The following is a 7,778-nucleotide window of genomic DNA, read 5'->3' as shown; positions in this document are numbered from 1 at the left end:
GTAAATGACTTGATTTTCGGGCTGGGTTTAGTTTGGTGCTGTCATTTTCCCTGACTCCCTTGCTTTACGGCCAAGAAAATTTCCAATTCTCAAGAATCAGGGACTTGACATCTTACCGCTGGACTTATCTATGATATATTAAAAGAAACATATGTTGCTTTAATGAAAACTATACAGCCAAAGGTTTAATGCAACAATCAACAACCCTGTGCGAATGTTGCTATAGCCACAATAATAATAAATTGTTGGGTTAGAGGTGAAGGAAATGGCCACAAAAGCAAGGAATATACGAATGACACAAACGAAACAATCATTGATTAATGCTTTTTTCAATTTGGCTTCTAAGAAGGATTTTGAAAAAATTACAATAGCGGATATAACAAGGGGAGCGCAGGTTAATCGGGCTACATTCTATGCACACTTTAATGATAAATACGATTTAATCGATTTTATTATGGGGGATTTCGCCTCAGCATCTATCAAAAACCATACTTCAGGCATTGTGCAGTTCGATCAGGACAGCATACAACAACTCGTTTTAGCCGTATGCGATTTTTATCAACAACCGAACATTGAATGTCGCAGCAGCTATGGTGGCTTGGTTCTACCGCAAATGAAAGAAAAAATACTAAATGAACTGAAGGTTTTTTTGTCGAAAAGTTTGGAACGTATTTATACCGATAACGAAAAGAACTTGTTTGTGCCTATTTTTGCACAAATCATTCATGAAGGTGCCTTGCAATGGGCCACTGGTAGCATCACCACGAATAAAGAGGAAGTCGCCAAGAAGGTTGCTTTATTTGTAGTAGCTGGATCTCAGTCTTTCGAAGGAGCATTACGCTAACGGGAGACGATGCTGCATGAATGAATGATATCAAGCGTTTGTGACACAAACCATGTGAAATCTGTAATACAAAGGAGTTAAATAACTTTATCAACATATGTACAAAATACGGGTTTTGTGAATATGTCATCGTGCAAACATTGCATAACTGTTTTGCCTAGATTTTGTTTCGGTATCGTTTTCAACTCAGGTTACTTTTTACTCTTTTGCAGATCATATTTTTGCAAACAAACGTCAAATCTTGTCCCTTGCCCGTACTTGCTGAATACGTGGATCGTGCCGTCATGCATTTCCACCAATTTTTTTGCGATCGCAAGACCAAGTCCCGAACCTCCATGTTCCCTGGATCTCGATTTTTCCACCCGATAAAACCGCTCGAACAGATAAGGAAGTTCTTTCGGGGGAATGCCGACACCAGAGTCTTCGACCGAGACGCACACCATTCCCTTATTTTGTTTCGCGGAAATGACAATATTGCCTTGTTGGGTGTAACGAATGGCGTTATCGAACAAATTAAAAAAGATTTGTTCCAGACGATTCGAGTCTCCATAGATCAAAAGATCGGGTTCGGACATCTTCTTTATCAGTTGGAGCCCTTTCGCTTCCGATTTCATCGAGACTTTCTTCATCACGCGATCGAGTAACTCGTTTACATAAACCGGCTCCGGCGAAAGAGGAATCCTCCCTTCTTCCATTTTCGAAAGATCAAACAGATCGTGAATGAGACGGTTTAACCGTTTCGCTTCCTCTGAAATAATGTCCAAATATTTTCGCTTCTCCTCTTCCGTTTCATACAACTCTTGGGATACGACATTCGCATATCCTTCCAAATAGGTGATCGGCGTCTTCAGTTCATGCGAGATGTTCGCGAAAAATTCATTGCGCGTATCCCGGTATCTTTGCAAGTCTTCCGCCAAGTCATTGATGGCCTGGGCTAACGAACCGATTTCATCTTTTGAAACGGTCTCCACTCTCGTTTCCAGTTTGCCGGCCGCAATTTGCCGTGTCGCCTCCTCCATTTGAATGAGCGGTCTGGACATTTTGCGGGAAAGGATGGACGAGAATCCGACGGCGATGAGAAATCCGGCAAGACCGGACAAGCATAGAAGCTGTCTTACTTTCATAACGGAAGCTTTCACGATATCGAGCGATGAAATGACAATGACGCCGCCTTGAATATGATCCAGTTGGTTGAGAATCGGTTTGCCGCATACAAGATACGACCTCCCGGCATCATCTTTATATTCCTTTAAGATCCCCTCCCCGTTCGTCATTCCGGAAATTTCATTTGGACGAATAAATTCCAGATGATTGATCGGCGCCTTGCTTGATTTTCCGATCAGCTGCCCTTGTGTATCGACAACGAAAATCTCCACTTTGGAAAACTCGGCCATCGTCGATATCAATTCTGTCGGAATCCCTTGCCTGGATTGCACCATCTTTACAAAATGCGCTGACAGTTCCGCCACTTCTTGATGAGCCTTCTCATAATAAAAGTTGGAAAAGATCCGATCCACAACATAACCTAAAAGAAGCAATAGGATGAAAAAAAGCGATACAATGATCATGCTTAATTTGACCGCAATGCGATTGATCTTCATGGCAGCTCCCCCGGATGATAAAATCTGTACCCTACGCCCCAGACGGTTTGCACCGGATTATAACCAAGGCCGGCTTTTTGCGCTTTATCGCGAATGTTTTTAATGTGCGTATCCACGGAACGCGCATCCCCCGTATAATCATAATTCCATAGAAGCTCCAGGAGCATGTCTCTGGAGAAGACCCGCTGAGGATTTTTGGCTAAAACCAGTAACAAATCAAATTCTTTTGGCGTAAAATCGATCTTCTGTCCGTTTATCTCCACTTCTCTCGATTCCGGAGAAATTTGAAGATTACGGAAACGAATGTACACTTCATGTTCCGGCGAATAGGGAGTTTTGCTTCGGCGAAGCAGAGCGGTTACTCTGGCAAGAAGTTCCGCAGCTTCAAAAGGTTTGACGAGGTAATCGTCGGCGCCTAGTTCCAATCCGAATACTTTGTCTCTTGTGTCCGTTCTTGCCGTAAGCATTAAAATCGGAACTTGGCTTGATTCCCTTATTTTTCCGCATAATGTCCACCCGTCCATATCTGGCATCATAACATCCAAAATGATGAGATGAAACGATTGCTCCGATAATAATTTCAGGGCGTCGCTACCATGACCTGCTTCCGCCACTTGATAACCGCCTTTGGTTAAATAGATTCGCAGCAAATTTCGTAAATTCCATTCGTCATCCACGACTAGAATTTTTTCTTTTTCCATGACGTTCCCCTCGAATCGGTATTTACTCATCCATTATAAATGGTAAATTTGAATTTTTTGTGTGTCTCCATCATTTCTACACATGTTTCTTTTATTGTTATGTACATAATCCAACCAAATCATAAAACAGGAGGAATACAAATGAAAGGCATGCTGCTTAAAAGTATTGTCGTTGCAGGTGCTGTAGCGATCATTACCACAGGTTGTCTGAACGTGGGGAATCATAATGCGATGGAAGGCATGGATCGTTACAACATGAATAGTAGCCCGTCGAACTCTGTTTCCGATACCCAAAGCGTAAAACTTGCGTCGGCAATGCCGGTGGTTGACGGTAAAGAATATACGATCACTGCGCAAGAGAGCAATCTTGAAGTATCGAAAGGTAAGATATTGCCGGTCTGGACATTTAACAACTCGATCCCCGGTCCGCAGATCCGCGTGAAAGTCGGAGATACGGTGAGAATTCATTTGAAAAACGAATTGAAAGAGCCCGTTTCCATCCACTGGCACGGATATCCGGTTCCCAATGATATGGACGGCATTCCCGGCGTTACGCAAGATGCGGTCGTTCCCGGTAAGACGTTCACCTATGAATTCAAAGCGACCGTACCCGGGACCTACTGGTATCATTCGCACCAGGACAGTGTGAACCAAGTCGATAAAGGCCTGTACGGTTCGCTTATTGTTGAAGATCCGAATGACGGTTACGATCGGGATTACACCCTTATGCTAGATGAATGGATGAGCTCCGGCGGGACGGGTATGAGTCAAGATGCCGGCCATTCCGGAGACATGATGAACAGGGGTGGGATAGATCATGGCAATATGCACATGGGTCAAATGGTCATGGGCGGACACGATATGAGCATGTACGATCTATATACGATGAACGGCAAGTCCGGCGACGCCATTGAAAAATTGGCCGTAAAAGAAGGCGACAAGGTGAGACTTCGCCTGATTAATGCAGGATATATTGTGCATCAAATGCACTTGCACGGGCATGAATTTAAAGTGATCTCTACCGACGGCCAGCCGCTGAGCAACCCTGCCGTGATCAAAGATCAAGTGCTATCCGTCGCTCCCGGAGAACGCTACGATATTGAATTTACAGCCGACAACCCGGGGTCCTGGCTCCTTGAGGAACATGGATACGATCAAAGATCCGAAAACATGAAAGCTGTGATTCAGTATGAGGATTCAGACGTGCAAAGCGACAGTTCCGATCGCTCCGAACAATTGCCACAATTTAATTTAGCCCAATACGGCAAACTGTCCGAGTCCCAATTTTCGTTGACGCAATCGTTCGAGCAAGAAGTGCTGATGAATTTAAATACGGAAATGAAAAACGGAGAAATGGTGTATACGATAAACGGCAAAGTCTTTCCGGAAACCGAAAAAATCAAAGTGAAAAAAGGAGATCAAGTCAAAGTGACGTTTGTGAATCAGTCTAAAACGGACGACCATCCGATGCACTTGCATGGCCACTTTTTCCAAGTATTAAGCAAAAACGGCGAACCTCTTCAAGGATCTCCGGTCATGAAAGATACGCTGAATGTTAAGCCGGGAGAAGAGTATGTCATTGCTTTTGAAGCCGATAACCCGGGGGACTGGATGTTCCACTGCCACGACTTGCACCATGCATCGTCGGGAATGGTGACCGATGTGAAATATACGGATTATAAAAACGACTATATGCCGGATCCGAATGTAGCCAATAAACCTGAATAAGGCTATGCAAATTCAAGCTCCTGCCGGATTCATTTCATAAGATAGGTCATCGAATCTCTCGCAGGCAGTGTCCTGCTTTTTGATATGGAAATTTGTCCAATCATAACAAGTCCCCCCTTCATAGAATGTAGAGTCTCCAATATCACCTATTTCAAATGGAACAAAATCACAAAAATGATGAAGGGAGGACTGGGATATGAGATATAATATGTCGCTCCCCTACTTTACTAAAGTCCCATTCTCTGTATTTACAATCAATCAATACCCGAAACGAGGCTATCATCGCAAACAAAACTCCATCTCTCAAACTAAAAAAAGAAAAAATATAAAAAATGATTCGATCGCCGTCAAAAAGATGAAGAGCGAAAAAAGGGCCTCATTGCCTAAAAATAGAGATCGAAATCCGATTCGAAAGAAAAAACGTTTGCGAAATAGCAATGAGGATTGGAAAGGTCAATACTTAGATAGTTCCTTGAATGAGCTGGAATGGTTAAAGGAGTTAAAGGATGGCTGATCTATGACAGGAATTACGCTTTAATTTCTAACTGCCGTCAAGGTCAAGTGCGAGCTGTTTATACGCACTCATCGCCGATCCTCCCCTTTCCAACGATCAGGGGCGTGCGGACGGACGATATCGACATTGGGATCCAATCGCGCAAATCATGGCGCCGCCCGCGAATGCGAACGCATCCGTCGTCTCCCGCCTCGACCCATCCAGCAAAAAGCGAAACCAATACTTCTTTAAACGAACGTAATCCCTGATTTAACGAGGTTTGCTAACTCGTTGTACTCAGGGATTATTTATGAGATTTAAATCGATTTTAATGACGTTTATGTTCGTTACAATTCGTATTTCCAATCGATATGATGTGTGTTAATATACTCCCATATAATAACGATAAAATCATAAGGACGACAATGAAATGAATCAGACGATGAATCACCGTTTTGCTAACGAGAGAATTCCCAAATTGATACTCTCGCTTGCCACTCCCGCAATTATCGCACAGGTTATCAATGCACTTTATAATGTGGTGGATCGAATGTTTATTGGAAGAATGCCTGACACGGGCACGCTGGCCTTGACCGGCGTCGGTGTCGCATTCCCGATCATCATGGCGATATCAGCATTTGCGGCGCTGATCGGATTTGGCGGCGCGCCGCTTGCTTCCATTAAAATGGGGGAAGGAGAACATAAAAAGGCGGAAGAACTGTTAGGCAGTTGTTTTGTCATGCTGTTAATCGCAGCCGCCGGGTTGACGATCGCTTTTCTGCTCTTTCAATCCCGGTTGCTGGCCTTATTTGGAGCGAGTGCCGATACTTTGCCGTTTGCCGAAGATTATATGGGGATTTATTTAATCGGCACGATTGCCGTACTCCTATCGCTAGGCTTGAACCAGTTTATTGCCGCTCAAGGATTCGCCAAAACAGCGATGATGACGATATGCGTGGGGGCGGCGGCCAACATCATCCTCGATCCTATCTTCATTTTTGGAATGGATATGGGGGTCAAAGGCGCGGCGCTGGCCACTGTAATCTCGCAATCCATCTCTGCGGTATGGGTGTTGCGGTTTCTTACTTCGAGACGAACTCCTCTGCGTCTGCGAATACAAAACATGCGCATTGACCTTAACATCGTTGGAAGTGTGCTTGCGCTGGGGCTTTCCCCGTTTATTATGCAGTCGACCGAAAGTTTGATTCAAATCGTATTCAACACTTCTCTTGCTAGATATGGCAATGATCTGTACGTTGCCGCCATGGGAATCATGAGCAGCCTCATGCAAATTTTCACATTGTTGTTACAGAGCTTTGCACAGGGTGCTCAACCGATTATCGGATATAATTACGGGTCCGGCGATTTTGTTCGGGTCAAAGCTACGATAGTGTATTGTACGATCTTCTGTTCCATTTTCGGTTTAGTTCTGTGGGGTATAGCTATTTTTCTACCCGAGCTTCCAATTTTAATCTTCACTAACAATCCCGTACTGATCGCGCTAACGGTGAAGCTTATGAAAATATTTTTTCTAGGTACATGTATTTATGGCGTTCAATTAGCTTTTCAGCAAATATTTATTGCCCTTGGACAAGCAAAGGTTTCCATTTTCATTGCCATCTTGCGTAAAATCATTTTGCTTATTCCACTCGTATATCTATTGCCAACGTTCATCGCGCCGAAAACAAATGCGGTCATTATTGCGGAACCGATTGCGGATGTCTGTGCCGCCTTAACTTGTTGCGCATTATTTGGACTTACGATAAAGCGGCTTCTCAAAGCCAAATCGAATGCGGTAGAACTTTAATTCACCAAGCCGACGATGCCTATAGCCGTACAAAAAGGATAGAGACCCGAGATTTCGGCTTCTTCTATCCTTTTTCGTTGAATGCTTATTACCCGACGGTGTTTATCAAATCTATTTCGGTCTCTTGGCGTAAAACTGACGATGCAGCTCGCGCACTTCCTCCGCCAGTTCGGGAACAGGGCCTTCTATAACGGTATCGCGAATCACATCTTGGATCGGAAGATTGCGAACGCGCGCTGCGCCAACCCCCATTTCACTCAGCCATTGCGCCAACTGTTCGGAGGAACTGGCGTAAACGATCCGGCCTAATCCAACCCAGCCGTGGGCCGCGGCGCACATAGGACAATGTTCGCCCGAGGTATAAACTGTCGCCAGTGCCCTGTCTTCGGCTGTCATGTTCCCGGCCGCCCAACGCGCCAAAGCAAATTCCGGGTGCTGGGTATGGTCGCCGCCGGCGACATGGTTATGGTCTTCCGCAAGCACGTCTCCGTTGGCTGAGACAAGGACGGAACCGAAAGGCTCGTCGCCAATCTCCAGAGCAGCCCTTGCAAGTTCAATACAGCGTCGCAGATGCTTCAAATCTGTATCGTTTATCATCAATTGA

7 protein-coding genes are annotated in these 7,778 nt (G+C 44.6%); 4 read left to right on the top strand and 3 right to left on the bottom strand.

The genetic code is table 11. The features are described 5' to 3' along the window. Positions 1-292 precede the first annotated feature (292 nt). On the top strand, positions 293-844 hold the full coding sequence (locus LQ229_RS10015) for a TetR/AcrR family transcriptional regulator (protein ID WP_230191626.1): 552 nt from the start codon (positions 293-295) through the stop codon (positions 842-844). Positions 845-1,035: 191 nt separating this feature from the next. On the opposite strand, the gene LQ229_RS10010 is transcribed toward LQ229_RS10015, so the two are convergent. After that, on the bottom strand, positions 1,036-2,445 hold the full coding sequence (locus LQ229_RS10010; RefSeq protein ID WP_216538646.1) for an ATP-binding protein: 1,410 nt from the start codon (positions 2,443-2,445) through the stop codon (positions 1,036-1,038). Beyond that, the gene (locus LQ229_RS10005; protein WP_216538647.1) at positions 2,442-3,146 is read right to left on the bottom strand and encodes a response regulator transcription factor; all 705 of its coding nucleotides are present in this window, start codon (positions 3,144-3,146) and stop codon (positions 2,442-2,444) included. Before LQ229_RS10005 ends, LQ229_RS10010 begins: the two co-directional genes overlap by 4 nt. 255 nt (positions 3,147-3,401) lie before the next feature. On the opposite strand from LQ229_RS10005, the gene LQ229_RS10000 reads away from it, so the two are divergent. From LQ229_RS10000 to LQ229_RS09990, 3 genes are all read left to right on the top strand, one after another. Then, complete coding sequence (locus tag LQ229_RS10000; protein WP_230191638.1) at positions 3,402-4,874, top strand: multicopper oxidase family protein; 1,473 nt, start codon at positions 3,402-3,404, stop codon at positions 4,872-4,874. A gap of 196 nt (positions 4,875-5,070) precedes the next feature. Continuing rightward, entirely contained in the window at positions 5,071-5,388 is a 318-nt protein-coding gene (locus LQ229_RS09995) for a hypothetical protein (RefSeq protein ID WP_216538649.1), read from the top strand. A gap of 409 nt (positions 5,389-5,797) precedes the next feature. Further along, entirely contained in the window at positions 5,798-7,174 is a 1,377-nt protein-coding gene (locus LQ229_RS09990) for an MATE family efflux transporter (RefSeq protein ID WP_216538650.1), read from the top strand. Between the two features lie 111 nt (positions 7,175-7,285). Here the strand turns inward: LQ229_RS09990 and LQ229_RS09985 are convergent, their stop codons facing one another. Continuing rightward, positions 7,286-7,771 (bottom strand): nucleoside deaminase, encoded by a 486-nt coding sequence (locus LQ229_RS09985; protein ID WP_216538651.1) that lies wholly within the window; start codon positions 7,769-7,771, stop codon positions 7,286-7,288. Between the last annotated feature and the right edge of the window lie 7 nt (positions 7,772-7,778).

Origin of the sequence: Paenibacillus sp. CECT 9249 (assembly GCF_918697855.1) — a bacterium.
Lineage (GTDB): Bacteria > Bacillota > Bacilli > Paenibacillales > Paenibacillaceae > MSJ-34.
The sequence above is the reverse complement of the archived record's forward strand: the minus strand, read 5'-3'. Positions and strand labels throughout refer to the sequence as shown.